Raw genomic sequence first — 18,929 nt, 5'->3', positions numbered from 1 at the left:
ATGAAGAAACGATTAACGGATATTTTATTTATTATGGCGGGGGCTTTTTTATTTGCCCTGGCGGTGAATCTATTCGTCATTCCAAATGATCTTGCTGAGGGTGGCGTTACGGGGATCACCATTATTTTGTATTATCTGTTCGAATGGTCACCCGGTTTAATGAACTTGATTCTGAACGGGATTTTGTTAATTGTGGGTTACCGGTTTCTGGACAAGACCACGACGGTATATACCATTATTGCAGTGGTGTTCAATTCCTTGTTCCTGCATCTGACCGAGAGTTGGACGATTGATTCGCATGAGCTGTGGATCAATACGATTTTTGGGGGATTATTTGCCGGTCTCGGGATTGGTTTGATTGTGAGAGTTGGCGGCACAACCGCGGGAACTGTCATATTGGCGAGACTCGCCAATAAGTATCTGGATTGGAACATCAGCTATGGACTTCTGTTTTTTGATCTGATCGTGGCGTTCTCCTCTTTCTTCATTATCGGGGCACAGGGACTCATGTGTACGATTGTCATGCTGTTTGTTGGAACCAAAACGATGGAATTTATCATAGAAGGGCTGAATCCGAAAAAAGCGGTTACCATCATCTCGACAAAGCAGGATGCGATTGCGAAGCAGGTCATCGAGAAAATGGATCGCGGAGTAACGGTTCTGTCGGGCCATGGTTACTATACGAAAACACCGAAAGAAATTCTCTATATTGTCATTAGCAAACAGGAAGTTCCCATGTTGAAGAAGATTGTACGTGCTGAGGATGAGATCGCGTTTATCACGATTCACGATGTTCGTGATGTGTTCGGCGAAGGATTTATCGAACTATCCAAAACCTAATATGATGTGGAAGAAAAACCGGAGGCACGATGCCCCCGGTTTTTTTGGTATCAAGAAAGCCCTTCTCTATCGAGAAGGGTTGAAGGCTACTATTAATGATGATTTCTTTTTCTGATTACACCATATTTAATGGTAACATGACAGTGCTTTTTAACCTTGGTGGGAACATATTTGATTTTAGTAACACAAGTTTTGGTGATCTTTTTGTAATAACATCTCGTTACGGGTGGATGACATCTATGCTTCTTTCTATTCATTGCGACCCCTCCTGACTAGTGATAGTTCATTCTATGTAAGGGTCAACATTTCGGAAACAGATAAACGTCTAAAAGAGTATAAAAAGTTTACGAGAAATGTATGGCTCTAGTTACCGTACATGTGTCTCTCAACTTCGGATAGAGCCACATTCACATCTTCCTCTGAATTATCGATATAAACGACGGAAGAAGCAGGCAGCGGCCAGGCCACTTGCTTGCGGGCAAGGGAAGCGGTGAAGGTGTCCCAGTTAGCCAGCTTGTATTCATCAAGAGGAGATTGTCTTGCCACAATCCGCTTGTGATACAACTCTTCGTTTGCCAAATAAATGTACGCTACGCGGACATCCGTATCTTCCAGTGAACGCCCGATTCGGCCGAGCTCTTGCTCAATCCAACCCGTTGTTTCGGTTTCTTTGGTAAACGGTCCGACGACCACGGTATCAATTCCTAATTGAACGTTATCCAGTGCCGCATCCATTGTAATGCGATATCCCAGATCACGACATAAGCGTTTGTATTCAGGTGAATCCCGATCAGATGGATCAAGTCCCTGAAGCGTCATGATTGCCTCGGCTGCCGGGCGGAGCAGGATATCCATATCGAAGAAGGCTGCCTTATATTTGCGGGAAAGGGCTTTGGCAAGGGTCGTTTTGCCGCTTCCTGCACCGCCGAGAAAGAAAATCAGTTTACTCATGAGAGTCACCCTCCTTAATAGGGTTATTTTATCACAAAGCAGATCGAAACGATGGATAGACAGAAAAGGAAGAATAAGGTAGTATAATACCTAGATTAACTATGCATAGGTTTCCGATGTAACAAATTGAATGTCAGGAGGGAGGAGAATTCCTATGAATGTAAATAAACAAATGATTAAAGGAAGTACAGAAACTCTAATTTTGACGTTATTATACAATCAGCCACTATACGGTTATGAATTGATCAAGGAACTTCACCGTCAATCGGAAGGTGTATTTAATTTGAAAGAAGGCACATTATATCCTATCCTCCATGCCATGGAGATTGAAGGTTGGGTGGAATCCTATTGGATGGAGGTAGATGGCCGAAAACGTAAATACTATTCCATTCGCGACAAGGGTGTGGAGGCTTTACAGCACAAAAAAAACGAGTGGCTTTTATTCCGACGTGCTGTGGATCGTGTACTTGGGGAGGGAGGCTTAACATGACGGATCAACATGATAAGATTAAACGTTATCTGGACGAGATGTGCAGTCAAGTCAAAGCTCGTGAAGTACATACCGATCTGCGCGATGAATTGGGAAACCACATGAGAGAGATGATGCTGGATAAGGAACAGGAGGGTTTAACTCAGGAAGAGGCTGCCGAGTATGCCATAGAGCAAATGGGTGATCCCGGAGCAGTAGGCAAAAGCATGCATAGGCTGCATCGTTATCGGATGCATTGGGGACTGATAATCGGATTGATTAGTTTAGCCATCGTCAGCCTGTGTCTGATGTGGATTTTTACAACTAATGTCACGGATGATAGGTTTCAGAACTCTTATAACATTCAAGTAACTTACACCATCTTGGGGATAATGTTTATGTCCTTCTTTATGTTCTTTGATTATCGTAAATGGAAAAGAGCCGCTTGGTGGATATATATCCTCCTTAATACCATGTTGATGATCAACCCGATGTTTTCTAAAAGTATCAATGGCATATACAGATATTTTGGCGCACATGGATTCTATTTGGATCTGACTACTGCTGCAATGTGGGTATTACCACTAGCCGTAGGTGCAATTATGCTGGACAAGCTTCGTTTCAATTGTAATGCCAAATCCATACTATCCTACATAGCGTTGGTGGCGTTACCGGTAGTGCTGTTGTTTCAAATACCGGATTTGGTTCGCCTGCTGCTGTTTAGCACAATATCACTTGTCCTATTTTGTTGGATCACGCGTAAATGGCTCTATACAGCTATAGCAACAATTCTAACTGCATGTATCGGATTTTTGTTCTTGCTTACAACGGATTCTTACCATCGTTTGGAAAGATTCTCGGTGGTATTCAATCTTGAGGACGATCCAATGGGAGATGGTTACTTCAACCGCTCCATCATGGGCATCCTCCAATCAGCTGGATGGTGGGGAAATGGGCTTGACACAGCATTTGACAACTTTAAAACGAGTTATTTTGATTACCCAGGTGTGCTGCTCATCGATGTGTTTGGCTGGGCAGCCGGAATAGGGCTACTGGTGGCTATCATCTGGTTTGTAGCAAGTATGGTGAAGACGCTCCCTCGCATTCGGGATGACTTTGGTCGGATGATTATCGTCATTATTACGTCCATGTTTGCACTGCAAATGGTTTATTCGCTGGCAATGACCACTGGTAGAGTTCCGATTTTAAGTGTGGTCTTTCCTTTTATAGGATACGGCAACCATCTCATCTTTGATTATGCCATGATGGGATTGCTACTTGGAGTGTATCGCCGCAAAGACACCGTTTCACTTAAGAACAATAAAAGCCGACCAACGACGACACCAATACAATGAGCAGATCTATTATCATGTAGACATTAATTGAACTGTAACTTGCCTTTCAATCTTCTAACACTGTACTTCCAGATGGAAACCAGATATGGCGCAAGTTGACCCAGCCCTGACTATTAAACGAAAGCCCCCGCACGGAAGGCAGATAGGCGGTCTCCACAGGTTTCTCAGATAAATGGAACATCAGATGATGATCCAGCAAAAATTGTTCAATCCGGTCAAGGCTTGCAGTTCGTTCTGTCATTAATGGTGACTCAATAACGGTTTGCAGCATCATCTGCACACGCCATTGTGAGGATTCATCCAGATGTTCCGACAGGGTTAGATAGAGGTCTGTCCTGCGTAATTCTTCATCCTGGTCCCGGATCAGGGAGAATAGAATGAGATCGGACTCCAGTCGCAATGGACCTTTGAATTGTTCCATTGTTGCCGTATGAATCTTGCAAGCATATCCGCATTGTTCCAGTTTGGCTGCAATGAGAGCAGCATCCTTGCGATATTGTGGAATGGTAGCCAGCTGTAAAGAAATAGGCTTATCATTCTCCAACGGAGTTTCAGAGGATTGGATCACGCCAGAAATACATTCGTATAGATGAGTTCGTATAGCCGGATCGCTTAGCGGTCCGGTTTTTTGCGTGTTACAAGTGAGCAGCTTGTTCACCATGACACCCGCACTAATTTGTGTCCAGTCCGCACCCTTTGCGGCAGCCGGATTCTGAACAAGGTGAAAGAAAGGCGTTTCCGCTTCGGCATGTTCTCCCCATTCGGTGTGAGAACTCCAGGGAATCTGCAAAATATCCACCCGGTCCAGATGGGCTCTTCCTTGGAAATAGGCCGAGAATGCTTCCAGTCTACACAGATGTTCATCCCACAACGTCACTTTGAAGGGGCCAGTTCCTACAGGCTTTGGCATGGTCTTGGATTCAACTGACTTGTCATAACCAGGCTTCATGGTGCTGTCCGAAGGGACAATGGCTGCACGGCTTGTGGCTAGAAAGGAAAGAAATAGTTCATGCGGTGCTTTGAGACGGAAAACTACGGTGAGCGAATTCAGGGCTTCGACAGACAGAATCTGTCTGCTCACATCCCGATACAATGTCCGTCTCTCTGTAGACTGCAACCTGGCAAAGGTATGCACCACATCTCCCGCTGTCAATCGTCCTCCATTGTGAAACAGGACACCTTTGCGCAAATGAAAAAGCCAGGTTTTCCGATCCTGGCTAATATCCCAGGTGTGGGCAAGACATGGAATGATGTCTCCTTGCTCATTACGCTGAACCAGCCCATCAAACACATGACTGGTGACAAAGGACTCGGCAAGCAGATTAATATACAGCGGATCAAGGGCATGGAGCTGCTGCTGTAGTGGCAGTCTCAACGTATCAATTCGCTCGTTATGCTCTCCTGCTTCCGTATGATGGCCCGAGTAACCGAGCAGCCAGTGGTTTAAATGCTCCCGCATCATGGTTGAGGTGGAGAAGGCGCGAACCTGTTCAGCGGCTTGATGCAATTCCCGGCGATTGAGGGCTTGCATCATATATTCTGCTGCGATCTGTTCGGCGGGTACGAGCAGCGTGAGTGTTGACCTGCGACCTCGACCACGCTGGGAGATCCAGCGAATCCAATCGCAGGCAGCCATTTTTTTGACAATGGTAAGGGTATTTCGATGTGTGCAATCCAGCAGTTCTGCGAGATCGGAGAGCGTAGCTTCATGCTCGGACATATCACCAAAGCGGTTATGAAGCAGCAAATATTGTTGATGCAGTTTCACGATTTCAAGCCTCCTCGGGAAAAGAGCTGTTGGTGCAACCGGACTAAAATAAGAAATTTTATCTCCTATAATTTCTCTTTATCTTCTTATTTTATCATCTAGAATAAAGTCTAGAAAGATAATGGAGGTTTTTCCCATGATTGAGAAAATACTGGCTTCACCGAATCGCGCTTTGATTACACTGTTGTCTGCCTTGCTGCTGGCGGTTATTCATCAGTATTTGTTTTATGGAAAAGAGGTGGGCGTATCGTATCTGCTCTTTGTGCTTCTTTTTTACGCATTTATGTACGTGTTTGCGAGGGATCGAATCCGGGCATTAACCCTGATTGACGCTTGGATGGCTGCAGTCGTACTCATGCTCGCGCTAACCTTTTTACTATTTGACAATGAACTGCTGCGTGTTCTCAATTTTCTGTTCATCCCTGGTTTGATTATTTTACATATAACATATTTGGCTGGACGTAAGCGGAAGCAGTGGTGGGATCTCCGAATCATCGGTACTTCACTGGATCATTTGCTGCCACAATCGATTCGCCACTGGGGGACCATCGCGGGCATCGTGGTAAAAGCAGGGGGGCGTGGAATGGGGAAGTCCCAGAAAGCAGTTCTGGTCAAAGTATTCATTGGACTGGCCGCATCCTTCCCGATCCTGATTGTGGTGGTCGCATTGCTGACTTCCGCAGATGGCGTATTCAATCAATATTTGTCCGGTTTTCCAGAATGGCTGAACCATCTGACTCTAACACCTGGATTTCCGAGAATGATCTGGATTATCATAGGAGGCATTTTACTGTTTAGTTATGTATGGGGATTCGTTCAACCTATGGAGTACGAAGCCGAGAAGAGGGAGAACGCCCATTGGAAAAATGCAGTCTTGTTATCGCCTGCGGCAGTCCATGTCTCCGATCAGGACCATGCGGGCCAGAAGAATACGGAAACCGAATCGAGCAAACCGGGTGAACCCAAAACCCATGCTCATTCCATCCGTACCGGCAGGGATACAGTGAAGCTGGATCCCATCATTGTGGGCACCATGCTGTTTGTTATTAACTGTGTGTATGTACTGTTTGTATTTGTACAGTTTTCCTACCTATTTGGTGCAGGGAGTGGGCATCTTCCCTCTGACCTGTCTTACGCAGAATATGCCCGAAGTGGCTTTGCTGAGCTGGTGCTGGTCACCAGTATTAACTTTTTCATTTTGATTGTTGCACTCCAATGTACTAGACCGAGTGGGAGAACAGCTTCGATTATTCATCAGGTACTTCTGCTTATTCTTGTGGGCTGCACCGCCATCATGCTGTATTCTGCGTTTATGCGTCTCCATCTGTACGAACAGGCTTACGGGTACACGTATATTCGATTCTTGGTACATGCATTCATGATTTTTCTGGCATTGCTGCTATTCATAGCTGGTATACGCATCCGATATACCTCCATTCCACTGCTTCGCTGGTACATTGTACTGTCACTTACAGCTTATGCAGTAGTCAATTATGTGGGTATGGATAACCGGATCGCCGAGATGAACGTGGCACGTTACCATAAGACAGGGAACATTGATGCGGCTTATCTGGCGAATTTGTCAGCGGATGCGATTCCGCAGTTAAGGAAGTTTGCCGAAGAGGAATTCCCGGCGCTGAAGGATCATTTATTGGAGCGTGAAGCTTACATGAATGAGAGAGAAAACAACAGTTCCTGGCCTTCTTTTAACGTGGCAAGACATAGGGCTGCGAAGGAATTGTCCAAATTGAGAACAGAATAGCGATTGATGATGACATTTAAGCCGTGAATTTATGCAAAACGGATATGTAAGTGTTATAATATAAAAATGAACCTATAAAGGGGGTGAATCCCTTGTTTGAACTTCAGGAGTTATTACCTTATTTATTCTCAATAGGGCTTATTTTCACCGTGAGCTATGCCTACATTGCCCATCTGCACTGTGGATTGACAGAGTACTGGATGGAAGGCGGAGGCGGAGACGGCGTTGAACCCGGACTCCCAACACTGACGCTTGATGGACAGCATAGACCTGAAGATTTAACCAGGATGATCAGACGTAGAGAAGCACCGGATGAAGATGAGCCAGATTGTACATCCTCGTTGGACACATGGAAACCCAATCAACGAGGAGGATATATATGGAACATAAGACAAGCAAGGGGTTCACTTTTACATCTGGCAAGGGACGGATCTATGGGCTGATTGCCATTTTATTTGCAGTCATGCTTTTGGCCGGATGCAGTAACAATGTTTCGGAGATTAACGCTTCAACACCTGGATTCTTCAATCACTATATTGTATTTCCGCTGTCGTATCTGATTCAGCACATTGCAACCATCTTTGGTGGCAGTTACGGCGTCTCCATTATCGTGATTACTTTGGTCATTCGGCTTGCGCTGCTGCCTTTGATGATGCGCCAGGCCAAATCCCAGCAGGGAACCCGTGTGATCATGAATGCCATGAAGCCCGAGATGGATGCACTCAAGAAAAAATACGAGGGCAAGAATGACGCAGCAGATCGCCAGAAGCTTTCTCAAGAAACGATGGAGCTGTACAAAAAACATAACTTTAATCCGCTGAATATCGGCTGCTTGCCGCTGCTGATTCAGCTGCCGATCCTTTCGGGCATATACACGGCGATTCGGCTAACGCCCGAATTGTCTTCACATTCTTTTTTGTGGTTCAAACTCGGGGCACCTGATTATGTGCTTGCTGTTGTGGTTGCGGTTATCTACCTGATTCAGGCAAAAGTTTCACAGGCCAATATGGCACCTGAACAGCGCAAACAGTTTGCTATCATGGGGTACATTTCACCGCTGATGATGGCCTTTTTCTCTCTGACAGCACCCGCAGCGATGCCGCTCTATTGGACGGTTGGCGGTTCATTCCTTGTCCTTCAGACGTTATTGTTCCGTAAACTGTATCCGGTGGAGCATCCTCAGGAAACAGTAATTCTGCAGGAGAAGAAGATCAAACCAGCCAAAGGAACCAAACCCGCAAAATCCTAGGTAACTTATCAACAAAAAACGCTATGAGAAGTGCAAGCTGGTAAGGTGTACTCAAGCGAATAGAACAAAAGAAGCGTAATCCTTAGATGGATTACGCTTCTTTTTTGTTCTCCGTCACTTATTAAACAGCACGATCATCGTTAAGTTGGAATCGGGATACGAAATACCAAATGAGCTCCCGGCGTGAGTATACGCTTGTCTTGGCGAAAATGGATTTTAAATGATCCTGGACTGTATACACGGAAATATTCATCACTGCAGCGATTTCTTTGGAAGAGTAGCTCCGCAGCACATAGCCGAGCAATTCCCGTTCACGCACAGATAAACCGTGACTCTCTGCAAGCAGGGACAGCAAATCCCGCGGCATGGCCTGTTCGAGTCTGACGGCGATCTGATTAGGACCAATCATCTGCTGCATGCGACTTGCATGTAGCACAAGATAGCGACCATCCAGGAGCTGTATGCAGACTTTGGAAGGTGACTTTGCGGACAACTCCGAAGATACAGCCGATGTGAGCGTCTGGCTCAACAAATGAGAACTAACTGCGCGTACCGGACGAGGCAGAATGTCCGGGCCTACTGACTCAAGCCGCTGCAATTGGGTTAGCCAATATTGGGCTGAGGCATTGGATGACAATAACTGAAAGGTATCGGTTATCATTATAAGCCCCGGATCGGCTGGACTTCCTTGTTTGATCTCATCTATAAGTGACAGACTGGTCCTTTTCAACATCCTGGCTATGGAAGTGGTCCATTCTTCAATCCATTGCCCTTCTTCTTCCGAGAAGAAAGGCTGATCTGCCTTTCGATAGAGGGTGAGGTACCCCCAACACCTCTCGTCACAGATCAGGACTGCTCGAAGCTCATCCCCGAAGCCAGCAGGCTGCAAGATCGAACGATATCGCAAACTTCGTTCGGGCATGTCATGGATGGATGCCTGTAGAAGAGCGGTGGGTTTGTTGCTGCGAATCAAGTCTGCATATTTATGTACATCGTCTTCCGTATATTCGTTAATGAACAGCCGATCATGTATCGCTTCAATGCCGTCTTCAGTCACAGCGCCGGTGGATAAAAGGGTCTGTGGGTCCACTGTCGTGAAACAGTATGCATCATAGGGAACAACGGTGTGGATTGCTTGGAGTACGGCTTCCCTGTAGGTACGGGAGGTCCAGGATCCTTTTTCGAGAGACGTTATGGATGTTCTGCCTTGCTCTAATGCTGACTTCATATCAGGTGTCTCCTCTCCCGCGGGGGTATCCCATTGTTCTGGGATTGTAGGCTCATCGTACTCTTTTATAATGAAATTAGATGAATCAGGAGTCAAGTCTAACATCAACACAGAAGGAGTGTGGCACCATGAACGCGGATCACTCATCCCTGATGAGCTGGAAGACAGCAGATGAAAATCGTTATGAACAATCCATTTCCCTAAAGATCCCGGGATATTCTCATATGCATGATCTGATGGAGAGGCTGCTGGCTGCATCATTAACGGATAACAACGAATCTAAGATACTCATTGCCGGTGCTGGAGGAGGGAAAGAGATTACCTTGCTCGCTGATAGACACCCAGGGTGGACGTTCACCGGCGTTGATCCTTCCGGGCCCATGCTTCAGTTAGCGAAGCGAAGGGTTGCTGAAGCAGGAGCAGGTCCAAGAGTGAAACTGCAAGGTATAACGGTGGAAGAATTGCCACTGGATGAGTTATACGACGGGGCAACAAGCATGCTGATGCTGCATTTCCTTCAGGGCATGGAGGCAAAGAGGGAATTTATGACCAGCCTCGCTGCGAGGCTTAAATCCGGAGCACCGCTGCTTCTTGCCGCCGTCAACGCCGATCTGAGTTCACCTGCGCATAAGGTCATGATGAACGCATGGAGGGACCACATGTTAAGTGCGGGAATTACACGGGAAGAATGGGATCGGTTTGAGGCATCCCTGGGAAGGGAGTCTGATCCGATCTCGGCCGAGCAGACCGTGGCGCTGCTCTCTGAATGTGGTTTTACTCATATTACACGCTATTTTGGAGCATTTTGGGTGGAGGGTTATTATGCAATTCGAATCTAATGTTAAGGCAAATAAAGAACAGATCTGGGTCGTAGGCGGTTATGGCCAGGTAGGACAAATGATATGCACCCAGCTCGGGCAACTGTTCCCGGGTAAGGTGTGGGCAGCGGGAACTCGAATGAATCGAGCGGAGGAATTCAGTCGCTCTACAGGGGGGACTGTGAAGCCGCTGCAGCTGGATGTGAGGCAAGCTATCGATCCAGTCATGCTGGAATCAGTTAAGCTGGTCATCATGTGTGTCGATCAATCGGATACACGGTTTGTGGAGGCATGCGCACAATCAGGAACGGATTATATGGATATCTCGGCCAAGGTAGATTTTCTTGCTCAAGTGGAAACATTACATAAGAAAATGGAGCGTCACAAGGCGACAGCCATGCTGAGTGTGGGCCTGTCACCTGGCGTGACGAATCTGCTTGTACGTGAAGCTGCTGCTCAACTGAATCAGGTGGATGAAGCAGATATCACCGTCATGCTGGGACTGGGGGAGAAGCACGGAAAGGCAGCGGTGGAGTGGACGGTTGATCAGATGAATGCGACTTATACTGTAATGAAGGGTGGTAAGCCAACTGAGGTCCGAAGTTTCCAGGATGGCAAATGGATTGATTTTGGACCAAAGCTGGGACGCAGAAAGGCATATCGGTTTAACTTCTCGGATCAACACGCGGTTGCCCGCACGCTGCATATTCCAACCGTGTCTACTCGCCTATGCCTGGATTCCCGCTGGATTACAAGATCCATGGCGATTACAAAGAGAGCAGGGGTGTTCAGCTTGCTGCGTTACCCTTCCATTCGAAACGAAACAGTCAAGGCATTCGCTCTCATTCCCGGCGGAGAAGAGATGTTTGCAGTCAAGGTGGATGCAGCTGGATGGAAGCAAGGCAAGCCGGTTCGAGTTGAGCACCTGCTAGTGGGTGAGCGTGAAGCCGATGCGACGGCCGCAGTGGCTGCAGCAGTTGCAGAACGAATGTACCGGACTGAACTGCCCCACGGCGTCTTCCATATTGAACAATGTCTCACCCTGCAAGATGTTCAGCATGCGCTCCCATCTCCGCTGAATGTCGTGACCGTTATCAAGTGAGTATTTTGAATAAACCCCATAAGTGCGCTCCAATCTTCAATGTTATAGTTCGAAATTCAAGTTATTATTTTGGCTCACCTCTCCAATCTGCTATGATGGAACCAGAATCATGACAAGAGCGGAGGGGGATCATGACCTGTATTGCAGTACTGCCATACTATAAAGTACAGAGGGAAGTGACAGGTCTCGCGCAAGAGATCAAGTCGAACGAACGATCCATGATCCTGTACTCGGACAAAATAGTAACGAAATATCGCGAGTTTCATATCAAGGATGTATTCGACATGTCCTTTCGAAGAATGGGGAATGGGGGGGATTTTTCTACCTCCATACAAGTACCGGGGTGTATCCCTATATGGTGAAAATGGACCCCAAACCTTTCATCCAAAGTTATCGAAAGATAACGATGCAGAAATATTCATGACTTGACCTTTCCGTTACGTGAAGGCTTATCCTTTGGATCTAGCTATTTATTTGAATCCAGAGGAGCTGTGAAACGAATGGGCATATTGATTCAGCAAGCGATGATTCTATCTATGAAAGACGGAGAGGCCCCCTTCCTGGGGGATATTCGTATTGAAGGAGACCGGATTGCCGAGATCTCGCATCACCTTGCCGCCAATCCGGGTGACGACATTATGAACGGAAAAAACATGCTTGCCATGCCGGGTCTGATTAATGCACATCAGCATTCCCCCATGAGTCTGCTTCGGGGGTTCTCGGATGATCTGAAGTTAATGGACTGGCTGGACCGCAAAATGCTGCCTGCTGAAGCACAAATGACGCGGGAAGACATCTATTGGGGAGCCCAATTGTCCATGGCCGAGATGATTCGATCAGGTACCACAGCATATGCGGATATGTATATCCACATGAATGAGATCGCTGAAGCCGTAACCAAAACGGGCATGCGTGCATCTCTTACGCGCGGAATGGTATTCATGGAGGATGATGGAGGCCGTAGGATGCAGGAAGCCATTGATCTCGTTCATCGCTGGTCAGGCAAGGCGGATGGAAGAATTACAACGATGTACGGGCCGCACTCGCCATACACCTGTCCCATGGAACCGTTAATGGAAGTCATTGCCCTGGCTGAAAAGGAAGATATACCTCTTCATATCCATCTGGCCGAAACGAAGGAAGAAGTCGCGAAAATTCGTGAGCGTTACGGTATGACCCCAACGCAATACCTTGAGGAAGCAGGTATGTTCGAGAACGCACATGTTCTGCTTGCCCATGGAGTGCACTTCAATCGCAGAGATATCGGCAGGCTGAAAGGCATGCGTGGAGGCATAGCCCACAATCCGGTCAGCAATCTGAAGCTGGGTTGTGGCATCGCTCCCATCACGGACATGATTGCACAGGACATTCATGTCGGACTCGGAACAGATGGAGCCGGTAGTGCGACGACTGTAGATATGTTCGAAGAGATCAAAGCTGCAACATGGCTGCAAAAGCTTGATTACGGAGATCCGACTCGCTTGCCAGCAAGGCAAGTGCTGAAGATGGCTACTCGAGGCAGCGCGGGTCTGCTTAAGCTTCAGGAGGATGTAGGTATGCTGGAGGCAGGGCGAAAGGCGGATCTGATTCTAATCGATCTGGAGAAGCCCCATCTTCAGCCTGTACATGAGGTGGAGTCTCTGCTTGCATACAGCGTAAATGGTGCAGACGTAGACACGACGATTGTAAACGGACAGGTTCTGATGAGAGGCAGGAAGCTCTTAACGATCGATGAGGATGAACTTTATCGTGAGGTGAAAGTTAGAGCGAAGCGGATTGTTAAGGGAATTTAATATTCTCTTTCGTATGAGGGATAAGGAGGCCAGCTTGGAACCGAGGTTCTTAGCTGGCCTATTTGTATATACACGGAAATGTAATGTTCGGAATCCCCATCTTTAACCTTAGTCAGTGAGGATAATATATATTTTTTGTTTACTAGCAGATCATTTGATAAAATAGAAGAGACGTGGAGAGTGAGTCTTTTAGAATGAAGTAGATTAGGACGTGGACTCAGGCGGTTGGTTCAAAATTCTTGTTTGCGCGTCCATGTGAATATATGAACATAAATATATATATTATATCAAAAGAATGGAGCCATCCCATGAAATATCGCAATATGGAAGATTGCATCAACGATCTGGAGCAGCATGGACATCTGATCCGGATTAAGGAAGAAGTAGACCCGAATCTGGAAATGGCCGCAATACATATGAAAGTTCACGAGGCGAAAGGCCCGGCGCTGTTGTTTGAAAATGTAAAAGGTTCGAAGTTCCAGGCGGTATCCAATCTGTTTGGCACGCTCGAACGCTGCAAATTCATGTTCCGTAACACGCTCGAAGGTGTACAACGGGTCATGGCAGTACGGGACGATCCGATGAAGGCGCTCAAGACACCTTTGCAGCACATCAGCACAGGTCTTGCAGCCTGGCAGGCGCTGCCCAAACAGAAGTCCATCAGTCTGCCTGTGTCCGCTCAGGAAATTCAAATCTCGGATCTGCCGCTGATTAAGCATTGGCCTATGGATGGTGGCGCCTTTGTAACGTTGCCGCAGGTTTATTCGGAGGACCCGGATAAACCGGGGATCATGAACTCCAATTTGGGAATGTACCGTGTCCAGCTGAGCGGTAATGATTATACGATGAACAAGGAAATCGGGCTGCACTATCAGATTCATCGCGGAATCGGTATACATCAGGCGAAGGCTGTCAAAAAGGGAGAGCCGCTCAAAGTCAGTATCTTTATCGGTGGTCCTCCAGCTCATACCCTGTCTGCGGTGATGCCTTTGCCTGAGGGTCTCAGTGAATTGACCTTCGCCGGTCTGCTCGCTGGACGTCGTTTCCGTTATAGCTACAAGGATGGATACTGTATTAGCAATGACGCTGATTTTGTCATTACCGGAGATATTTATCCAGGTGAAACAAAACCGGAAGGACCGTTTGGTGACCATCTGGGCTATTACAGTTTGACGCATGAGTTCCCGCTGATGAAAGTGCACAAGGTGTATGCGAAGCCTAATGCAATCTGGCCATTCACGGTAGTTGGTCGTCCTCCGCAGGAGGACACGGCATTTGGTGATCTGATCCATGAAATTACGGGCGATGCGATCAAACAGGAGATTCCGGGTGTCAAAGAAGTACATGCTGTAGACGCTGCCGGGGTGCACCCTCTGTTATTTGCAATCGGAAGTGAGCGTTATACGCCATATCAGACGGTGAAGCAGCCGACGGAATTGTTGACCATTGCGAACCGTATTCTGGGTACGGGGCAGCTGAGTCTGGCCAAGTATCTGTTTATTACAGCTGAGGATCAGCAGCCGCTGGATACCCATCGCGAAGTGGAATTCCTGACCTATATTCTGGAGCGCATAAATATGCAGCGGGATATCCATTTCCATACCAATACAACCATTGATACACTGGATTACTCAGGAACCGGGTTAAATACTGGCAGTAAGGTTGTTTTTGCAGCCTATGGTGAGAAGATTCGGGAGCTGTGCACCGAAGTGCCGGATACCTTGAAGAATATTCGTGGTTATACGAATGCGCAGCTGATTATGCCGGGGATCGTATCGATTCAGACGTCAGCTTTTACGAGTTATGAAGAGACGGCGCGGGAAATCCAGCAATTTACGGATATGCTGAAGGAACAAGGAGGACTTGATTCCTGTCCATTGATCATTCTGTGTGATGACAGCTCTTTCCTGAGTGCGAGCCTCAGCAACTTCTTATGGGCTACATTTACGCGCAGCAATCCATCTCACGACATATATGGCGTAAACAGCAGCTATACGCACAAGCACTGGGGCTGCGACCAGTTGATTATTGATGCTAGAGTGAAGCCGCATCAGGCACCACCGCTTATACCTGATCCTGCGGTTGAGAAAAGCATCGAACGCTTATTTGTCAGTGGAGCCAGTCTGGCATCGGTCAAAATTTAGCTTTGTAGGGAAGGGCCTAAACGGAAGTTTGGGCTCTTTATTTTTCTCCAATCCCAAGAAACGTAACATGCGATGTTCCTTATTGGGCAAAACCGGGATTATTTTAGAAATATGAATGAGAAGAAAGTCTTACTTGTTCGTATTTCCTTTTGCGATTAAGGTCGTTTGAACTATGCATAAAATCAAGAAAATGATCGATATAAAGAAGTATAGGTATTTTGGGGACCCAATCCATCGGGTACTGTTACTATAATGAATTGTTCAGGGGGAATACCGATTGAGAATCCATATTATGAACCTGCAAGACGGAGACCGTCTGACTGCGGATACATTTAGCGATGCGGGGTTGCACATTCTCGGGAAAGGGACTGTAATCAAAAGTGAGGATATTTCCTTGCTCATGCAGCACCGTGTGGACTATGTAGATATTGAATCACGTGAAGAAGAAATAACAGAAGCTGAGTTTTTTGCCGCTGCAGCCAAATTTGCAGCCGGTTCGAGTATGGCAGCTGGTTCGAGTATTAAGGAAGAACCGCCTGAAGAAGAAATGAAATCCCAATTTACACAGACTGTACATAATTACCAAAATGCATTTCTTGAAGCACTCACTGTAGGTAAATTCAATGCTACCATGGTGGATGATGCACTGCAGCCGATGGTGGATGGACTGGACGAGCAAAAGGATGTCGTACATCTCCTGATGATGCTGGAACGTGATGATGTAAACAACTACACACACTCCATTCAGGTTGGATTGCTGTCCTTCTATATTGCCAGCTGGATGGGTTATTCCCAGAAGGAAAGCTATCAGATCAGCCGCGGCGGCTATCTGCATGATATAGGCAAATGTAGGGTGTCCCATCGAATTCGTAATAAAATGGAACCGTTAACGGCGGATGAACAGCTGGAATTGCAGCGTCATACCATTTATGGCCATGATATCATCAAAAGTTCCATGACAGATGAGGCCACTGCGCTTGTTGCGCTTCAGCACCATGAACGTGAGGATGGCTCGGGGTATCCGATGCAAATGGATAAGAGTGAAATTCATCCCTATACGCAGATCGTATCTGTGGCTGACGTATACATCGGTATGAGATCCGGTATTCACGGTGGCAGTAATCCGAATCTGATCAACAATCTGCGTGACATCTATGCGATGGGGTTTGGCAAGTTGAATGAAAAGCCGGTTCAGGCTCTGATGCAGCACCTTCTTCCGAACTTTATCGGCAAGCAAGTGCTTCTGAGCAATGGTGAAAAAGGGGTAATCATCATGAATAATACATCGGACATCTTCAATCCATTGGTCAAGGTCGAGTCCGAGCAGTATCGTGACTTGTCCAAAGAACGCAGCATTGCCATTAAAGAACTGATTATTTAAGGTTATAAAAGTGTAGAGTACAAACAGGTCTCCTGCATAATGACAGGGGACCTGTTTTTGTGTAACGGCTTTTTGTGCATTGTTCTCTAAGAAGAGCAAGCGTATACTGGCTACAAAATCCATTTCACCTGAGGAGCGATAAACCTTGATTGAAGTAGTAACCGAAATCACGATACGTGCCCCAATTGAAAAATGTTTTGATTATGCCCGGGATATTGATGTTCATACACAGACGGTATGGAAACATACACGGGAACGAGCTGTTTCGGGCGTAACCTCCGGAAGAATAGGTGCCGGCGACACGGTGACGTTTCAGGCAACTCATTTTGGCATAAGGCAGAAACTGACTTCCCGTATTGTGCAATATGAACGTCCGCATGTGTTTGTCGATCAGATGGTAAGTGGGGCATTCCAGAGCATGCGTCACGAACATCATTTCAGCAGGATCGATGACCAAACCACTTGCATGAGGGACATGCTGAAATTTCAAGCACCACTCGGTGTGTTGGGAAGGCTGGCTGAGCAGCTCGTCTTGAAGAAGTATATGCATGCTTTTATCCAAAGCCGCAACACGAAGCTGAAAGCTATACTGGAACAGACGAACGAACAGGTTTGACGACAAATTACTTGATAAGGAATGATCGTGATGGAAAACGAATATTTTGTTGGTTGGGGTACCCTTGCGTTAATTAATGCCGGACTTGCTCAAGGGAAAAACAGAAGTGGGCTGAACTGGTTTCTGATCTCCCTCTTATGTGGTCCGCTTGCCACGCTGTTCATCGTTGTATGGAATAAGTTAGAGAAATAATTCAGTTTCCTTTATGTTGTATCGGAGCACAAGAGGACTGGATTATATTCCGTTGTAAGTAACGGTCAATAGCCCAGAATAGGAATGCGGCTGCACTCACTCCTGCTCCCAGCCAGCATACGCCCGTCCATCCTGACCAGGCATACATCATAGTCGAAGCGATAGATCCGGTTGCACTGCCAACCGAGTAAAATATCATGTATGCAGCAGTAAGACGGCTCTGTGCTTCAGGACGAACCTGATAGATTAGGCTCTGGTTGGTGACGTGGACGGCCTGTACAGCAAGGTCGAGAACGATGACACCACCGATCAGAAACCATAACGATTGATGAACGAATCCGATCGGCAGCCAGGACAGAAGGAGAAGTAGAAGAGAGAATCCAGTTGTGCGCTGCCCAAGCCCCCGATCAGCCAGTTTGCCGGCACGGGCAGCGGCCAGTGCACCCGCGGCACCTGCCAAACCAAAAGCGCCAATGGCTGTATGTGACAACGAGAATGGAGGTGCGCTGAGTGGAAGGACCATGGCAGTCCATAATATGCTGAATGCAGTGAAAATCAGCATGCCCAGCACGCCACGAACTCGAAGTATAGGCAACTCCCGGTAGAGTTGTATTACCGAAATAAGCAATTGAGCATAATTTAATTTTGTACGCTGAGGCTCATGCTTCGGCAGGAGAAGGAGCAGGGCGACTACTCCGAGCAATGTTAGCGATGCGGAGAACAGGTAAACCGATCTCCAGCCGATCCAATCATTCAGGGTGCCCGCAACCGTTCGAGCGAGCAATATGCCAATCACGATTCCGCTAGTCACAAGGCCTACAATCCGTCCGCGTTCCGAAGGGGCAGCGAGTGCTGCGGCAAAGGCAACGAGCGCTTGAGTGTTAACCGCCAGTAATCCGACGAGTGCCATTGCTATGAAAAAGATGAAACTGGATGATGTGGTGCCAACGACAAGCAGAGCCGCGACGGAGAAGAGCATCTGCACAATGATCAGTTTTCGCCTGTTAATCAGATCACCGAGAGGAACAAGAAAAAAGAGTCCAAGGGCGTAACAGACTTGGGTCACCGTAATGATTACGCCGATATGTGAGTGGGAGATCCGGAAATCCAGGGCCATGGCATCCAAAAGGGGCTGAGCATAATAAATGCTGGCTACGGAAAGTCCGCTGCACAGAGCGAAGAGGAGCGCAACAAGTTGTGACATGCCGGCATGAGCTTTTGAAGATGGGTGTACCTGTTGAATCGGAGTATTCATGGGAGT

The 18,929-nt window shown here is 47.1% G+C and carries 18 protein-coding genes; 14 read left to right on the top strand and 4 right to left on the bottom strand.

All coding sequences use genetic code 11. The features are described from left to right. A complete protein-coding gene (locus CHI14_RS06185) occupies positions 1-840 on the top strand; it encodes a YitT family protein (RefSeq protein WP_095287770.1) in 840 nt (279 codons plus the stop codon). Positions 841-1,203: 363 nt separating this feature from the next. Here CHI14_RS06185 and CHI14_RS06180 read toward each other — a convergent pair whose 3' ends face one another. Further along, the gene (locus CHI14_RS06180) at positions 1,204-1,791 is read right to left on the bottom strand and encodes a P-loop nucleotide/nucleoside kinase family protein (RefSeq protein WP_095287521.1); all 588 of its coding nucleotides are present in this window, start codon (positions 1,789-1,791) and stop codon (positions 1,204-1,206) included. Between the two features lie 154 nt (positions 1,792-1,945). On the opposite strand from CHI14_RS06180, the gene CHI14_RS06175 reads away from it, so the two are divergent. Both CHI14_RS06175 and CHI14_RS06170 read left to right on the top strand, forming a co-directional pair. Continuing rightward, complete coding sequence (locus CHI14_RS06175; RefSeq protein ID WP_095287520.1) at positions 1,946-2,281, top strand: PadR family transcriptional regulator; 336 nt, start codon at positions 1,946-1,948, stop codon at positions 2,279-2,281. Continuing rightward, on the top strand, positions 2,278-3,615 hold the full coding sequence (locus CHI14_RS06170; RefSeq protein WP_095287519.1) for an FtsW/RodA/SpoVE family cell cycle protein: 1,338 nt from the start codon (positions 2,278-2,280) through the stop codon (positions 3,613-3,615). Before CHI14_RS06175 ends, CHI14_RS06170 begins: the two co-directional genes overlap by 4 nt. Positions 3,616-3,661: 46 nt before the next feature. Here the strand turns inward: CHI14_RS06170 and CHI14_RS06165 are convergent, their stop codons facing one another. Beyond that, positions 3,662-5,383, bottom strand: a complete 1,722-nt coding sequence (locus tag CHI14_RS06165) for an ABC transporter substrate-binding protein (protein ID WP_095287518.1) — start codon at positions 5,381-5,383, stop codon at positions 3,662-3,664. A gap of 136 nt (positions 5,384-5,519) precedes the next feature. Here CHI14_RS06165 and CHI14_RS06160 point away from each other — a divergent pair, with 136 nt between their 5' ends. From CHI14_RS06160 to yidC, 3 genes are all read left to right on the top strand, one after another. After that, the gene (locus CHI14_RS06160; protein WP_170948028.1) at positions 5,520-7,145 is read left to right on the top strand and encodes a DUF4153 domain-containing protein; all 1,626 of its coding nucleotides are present in this window, start codon (positions 5,520-5,522) and stop codon (positions 7,143-7,145) included. Positions 7,146-7,237: 92 nt separating this feature from the next. Beyond that, positions 7,238-7,588: a hypothetical protein gene (locus CHI14_RS06155; RefSeq protein WP_193721771.1), complete on the top strand. Its 351-nt coding sequence runs from the start codon at positions 7,238-7,240 to the stop codon at positions 7,586-7,588. Beyond that, complete coding sequence (gene yidC / locus CHI14_RS06150; RefSeq protein WP_095287516.1) at positions 7,525-8,394, top strand: membrane protein insertase YidC; 870 nt, start codon at positions 7,525-7,527, stop codon at positions 8,392-8,394. Before CHI14_RS06155 ends, yidC begins: the two co-directional genes overlap by 64 nt. A gap of 121 nt (positions 8,395-8,515) precedes the next feature. Here yidC and CHI14_RS06145 read toward each other — a convergent pair whose 3' ends face one another. After that, the gene (locus CHI14_RS06145) at positions 8,516-9,622 is read right to left on the bottom strand and encodes a helix-turn-helix transcriptional regulator (protein WP_170948027.1); all 1,107 of its coding nucleotides are present in this window, start codon (positions 9,620-9,622) and stop codon (positions 8,516-8,518) included. Positions 9,623-9,750: 128 nt separating this feature from the next. On the opposite strand from CHI14_RS06145, the gene CHI14_RS06140 reads away from it, so the two are divergent. From CHI14_RS06140 to CHI14_RS29880, 8 genes are all read left to right on the top strand, one after another. Next, entirely contained in the window at positions 9,751-10,461 is a 711-nt protein-coding gene (locus CHI14_RS06140; protein ID WP_095287514.1) for a class I SAM-dependent methyltransferase, read from the top strand. Further along, on the top strand, positions 10,445-11,542 hold the full coding sequence (locus tag CHI14_RS06135; RefSeq protein ID WP_095287513.1) for a saccharopine dehydrogenase family protein: 1,098 nt from the start codon (positions 10,445-10,447) through the stop codon (positions 11,540-11,542). The genes CHI14_RS06140 and CHI14_RS06135 overlap by 17 nt, the downstream gene beginning before the upstream one ends. Positions 11,543-11,673: 131 nt before the next feature. Beyond that, complete coding sequence (locus tag CHI14_RS06130; RefSeq protein ID WP_249281016.1) at positions 11,674-11,904, top strand: hypothetical protein; 231 nt, start codon at positions 11,674-11,676, stop codon at positions 11,902-11,904. A gap of 138 nt (positions 11,905-12,042) precedes the next feature. Further along, positions 12,043-13,335: an amidohydrolase gene (locus CHI14_RS06125; RefSeq protein ID WP_095287512.1), complete on the top strand. Its 1,293-nt coding sequence runs from the start codon at positions 12,043-12,045 to the stop codon at positions 13,333-13,335. A 308-nt stretch (positions 13,336-13,643) separates the two neighbouring features. After that, positions 13,644-15,479, top strand: a complete 1,836-nt coding sequence (locus CHI14_RS06120; protein WP_095287511.1) for a UbiD family decarboxylase — start codon at positions 13,644-13,646, stop codon at positions 15,477-15,479. 277 nt (positions 15,480-15,756) lie between these two features. Beyond that, positions 15,757-16,860 carry an HD-GYP domain-containing protein gene (locus CHI14_RS06115; protein ID WP_095287510.1) on the top strand — a complete coding sequence of 368 codons (1,104 nt, stop codon included), beginning with the start codon at positions 15,757-15,759 and terminating at the stop codon, positions 16,858-16,860. 145 nt (positions 16,861-17,005) lie between these two features. Then, positions 17,006-17,476, top strand: coding sequence for an SRPBCC family protein (locus CHI14_RS06110; protein WP_095287509.1), 471 nt, complete (start codon positions 17,006-17,008; stop codon positions 17,474-17,476). A 21-nt stretch (positions 17,477-17,497) separates the two neighbouring features. After that, on the top strand, positions 17,498-17,668 hold the full coding sequence (locus tag CHI14_RS29880; RefSeq protein ID WP_212676983.1) for a hypothetical protein: 171 nt from the start codon (positions 17,498-17,500) through the stop codon (positions 17,666-17,668). 1 nt (position 17,669) lies between these two features. Here CHI14_RS29880 and CHI14_RS06105 read toward each other — a convergent pair whose 3' ends face one another. Beyond that, positions 17,670-18,923, bottom strand: a complete 1,254-nt coding sequence (locus CHI14_RS06105) for an MFS transporter (RefSeq protein WP_095287508.1) — start codon at positions 18,921-18,923, stop codon at positions 17,670-17,672. Positions 18,924-18,929: the final 6 nt, after the last annotated feature.

The organism is Paenibacillus sp. 7516 (assembly GCF_002272715.1).
Lineage (GTDB): Bacteria > Bacillota > Bacilli > Paenibacillales > Paenibacillaceae > Paenibacillus > Paenibacillus illinoisensis_A.
The sequence above is the reverse complement of the archived record's forward strand: the minus strand, read 5'-3'. Positions and strand labels throughout refer to the sequence as shown.

What these genes read in the sequence shown, in the direction of transcription:
- CHI14_RS06185 (WP_095287770.1), top strand. Translation starts at nt 1, where the DNA reads ATGAAGAAACGATTAACGGATATTTTATTTATTATGGCGGGGGCTTTT.
- CHI14_RS06180 (WP_095287521.1), bottom strand. Translation starts at nt 1,791, where the DNA reads ATGAGTAAACTGATTTTCTTTCTCGGCGGTGCAGGAAGCGGCAAAACG.
- CHI14_RS06175 (WP_095287520.1), top strand. Translation starts at nt 1,946, where the DNA reads ATGAATGTAAATAAACAAATGATTAAAGGAAGTACAGAAACTCTAATT.
- CHI14_RS06170 (WP_095287519.1), top strand. Translation starts at nt 2,278, where the DNA reads ATGACGGATCAACATGATAAGATTAAACGTTATCTGGACGAGATGTGC.
- CHI14_RS06160 (WP_170948028.1), top strand. Translation starts at nt 5,520, where the DNA reads ATGATTGAGAAAATACTGGCTTCACCGAATCGCGCTTTGATTACACTG.
- yidC (WP_095287516.1), top strand. Translation starts at nt 7,525, where the DNA reads ATGGAACATAAGACAAGCAAGGGGTTCACTTTTACATCTGGCAAGGGA.
- CHI14_RS06145 (WP_170948027.1), bottom strand. Translation starts at nt 9,622, where the DNA reads ATGAAGTCAGCATTAGAGCAAGGCAGAACATCCATAACGTCTCTCGAA.
- CHI14_RS06140 (WP_095287514.1), top strand. Translation starts at nt 9,751, where the DNA reads ATGAACGCGGATCACTCATCCCTGATGAGCTGGAAGACAGCAGATGAA.
- CHI14_RS06135 (WP_095287513.1), top strand. Translation starts at nt 10,445, where the DNA reads ATGCAATTCGAATCTAATGTTAAGGCAAATAAAGAACAGATCTGGGTC.
- CHI14_RS06130 (WP_249281016.1), top strand. Translation starts at nt 11,674, where the DNA reads ATGACCTGTATTGCAGTACTGCCATACTATAAAGTACAGAGGGAAGTG.
- CHI14_RS06125 (WP_095287512.1), top strand. Translation starts at nt 12,043, where the DNA reads ATGGGCATATTGATTCAGCAAGCGATGATTCTATCTATGAAAGACGGA.
- CHI14_RS06120 (WP_095287511.1), top strand. Translation starts at nt 13,644, where the DNA reads ATGAAATATCGCAATATGGAAGATTGCATCAACGATCTGGAGCAGCAT.
- CHI14_RS29880 (WP_212676983.1), top strand. Translation starts at nt 17,498, where the DNA reads ATGATCGTGATGGAAAACGAATATTTTGTTGGTTGGGGTACCCTTGCG.
- CHI14_RS06105 (WP_095287508.1), bottom strand. Translation starts at nt 18,923, where the DNA reads ATGAATACTCCGATTCAACAGGTACACCCATCTTCAAAAGCTCATGCC.